This is a genomic window from Methylobacter sp. BBA5.1, assembly GCF_000746145.1.
GTDB lineage: Bacteria > Pseudomonadota > Gammaproteobacteria > Methylococcales > Methylomonadaceae > Methylobacter > Methylobacter marinus.
Genome location: NZ_JQKS01000084.1, coordinates 1 through 1599, shown reverse-complemented (window position 1 = coordinate 1599; position 1599 = coordinate 1). Strand labels below are relative to the sequence as shown.

Below are 1599 nucleotides of genomic sequence, written 5' to 3'. Positions count from 1 at the left end.
AGAACCCCATTCCGGCCATGTGGGTAGGAGGTGATCCACATGGCATACTTCGCCTAACAGACTTTATAAGGAATCTTATAGGCTATTTTCGCGGGCGCGAAAAAAATAATACAAAATTTGAGCACAAGTTAATTTTTTCGCGCCCGCGAAAATGTTTAAATGGCGGCGAACCGTTTGGTTTTTATGCCGCTTAGCTTGCTCCTGGCCTGAGCAAGATCGTAGAGGTTTTGTTGCAATAACCAGCTTTCCGGGCTGCCGCCAAAGCCAGAGGACAAGCGCACCGCCATTTCTATGGAAATGCCAGAATGGCCGTTCAACAGTTCTGAAAGTGTTTTGCGCGTTACGCCCAACCCTTCGGCGGCGGCGGTGACGCTCAAACCTAAAGGTTCAAGGCACAACTCCCGAATGGTTTCGCCGGGGTGCGGTGGATTCATCATAGCCATAGTTTTACCTCATCTAGTGGTAATCAATTAAATCAACGTCAATGGCATCGCCATCATTATTGAAACGGAAAATTAACCGCCAATTGCCCGATACATCAACGGCATGAAATCCGCTGAGTTCGCCCTGCAAAGGATGCAGCCGCAGTCCAGGCAAAGCCATATCAGACACTACGCGGCTGGCATCCAGCCTAGCCAGTAATGACCGAAGGCGTTTAACCTGGTCTTGCTTGATGCCGCTTTTGTCATCGTTTTCATACAGGGCTTTTAAGCCTTTGTGTCTAAAGTTTTTAATCATGAATAAGCCGTCCGTGGAATAAAATATTAGCGCTTAGTGTAACGTATAACGTTATAGGTGTCAATTGGGATTTTGTGCGCGCAACGGGCGTTATGTCAAATAGCCAGCCTATTAAACTATTCGCTGTTGCATTTTTATCTAGTAATTGTCAGAATGCTTGCTATTATAATTCTATCATTACTGTGAGGCTTTTATGACAGTCACTATCGACACCCCGAACGCCCGGCGGCTGGTGGACGCCGCCGCCATTCGCGGCGCGGCCATCGTCGGCCAGCCCGGCGGCTGGTGCGTCATGCTCAAAATCGGGATGAAAGAAACCCCGCTCGGGACGCAGCGCACCGACAAGCCGCGCACTTGGAGCAGTCTGGATAGCTGCATGCAATACCTACGCGACGAGTTAAAAATTGTTAAGGTGGACGGCATCGACGCCAGCAACTACAGCGCCGCCACTGTCCATAGCAGGCGCAGGAAGGACGCCGCCGAACGGATGCGGGCCGCGCACGAAGCCGCCGCCTATCGCAACTGGCTGGCTGATGAGGTGCAGGAGGCTATCGACGACCCCAGGCCGAATGTTTCCCACGCGCAAGTTATGGCGGAGGCTCAGGCGATTATCGACAATGCCAGCCAGAAAGCCGGTTAATGCATGCGATTGAATGGCGGCCAAAGGCCAGCGCCGACCTGCTGGCCATTGTCGCGTATATCGCCGCCGACAACCCAACCGCCGCGCAGGCGCTAAAGAATAGCATCGAGGGCAAAGTGGCGGCTTTGGCGGAGCATCCGAAGCTGTACCGTCCAGGCCGCATTAAAGGGACGCGGGAGCTGGTGGCGCACCCTAACTACATTGTGCTGTATCGCATTGTG

The 1599-nt window shown here is 52.7% G+C and carries 4 protein-coding genes; 2 read left to right on the top strand and 2 right to left on the bottom strand.

Annotation, left to right across the window (positions count from 1 at the left end; genetic code table 11):
• Positions 1-155 precede the first annotated feature (155 nt).
• Both EK22_RS21800 and EK22_RS21795 read right to left on the bottom strand, forming a co-directional pair.
• On the bottom strand, positions 156-437 hold the full coding sequence (locus tag EK22_RS21800; RefSeq protein WP_235209475.1) for a HigA family addiction module antitoxin: 282 nt from the start codon (positions 435-437) through the stop codon (positions 156-158).
• A gap of 19 nt (positions 438-456) precedes the next feature.
• Positions 457-738 (bottom strand): type II toxin-antitoxin system RelE/ParE family toxin, encoded by a 282-nt coding sequence (locus EK22_RS21795; protein ID WP_036254467.1) that lies wholly within the window; start codon positions 736-738, stop codon positions 457-459.
• A gap of 193 nt (positions 739-931) precedes the next feature.
• Between EK22_RS21795 and EK22_RS21790 the strand changes: the two genes are divergently transcribed.
• Positions 932-1378, top strand: coding sequence for an antitoxin PaaA2 family protein (locus EK22_RS21790; RefSeq protein ID WP_051962025.1), 447 nt, complete (start codon positions 932-934; stop codon positions 1376-1378).
• A partial coding sequence (locus tag EK22_RS21785; RefSeq protein ID WP_036254464.1) for a type II toxin-antitoxin system RelE/ParE family toxin occupies positions 1378-1599 on the top strand: 222 nt, incomplete at its 3' end. The genes EK22_RS21790 and EK22_RS21785, both read left to right, overlap by 1 nt.

Bases quoted from the DNA above. Each gene is read 5' to 3' on its own strand.
- EK22_RS21800 (WP_235209475.1), bottom strand. From the start codon at position 437: ATGATGAATCCACCGCACCCCGGCGAAACCATTCGGGAGTTGTGCCTT.
- EK22_RS21795 (WP_036254467.1), bottom strand. From the start codon at position 738: ATGATTAAAAACTTTAGACACAAAGGCTTAAAAGCCCTGTATGAAAAC.
- EK22_RS21790 (WP_051962025.1), top strand. From the start codon at position 932: ATGACAGTCACTATCGACACCCCGAACGCCCGGCGGCTGGTGGACGCC.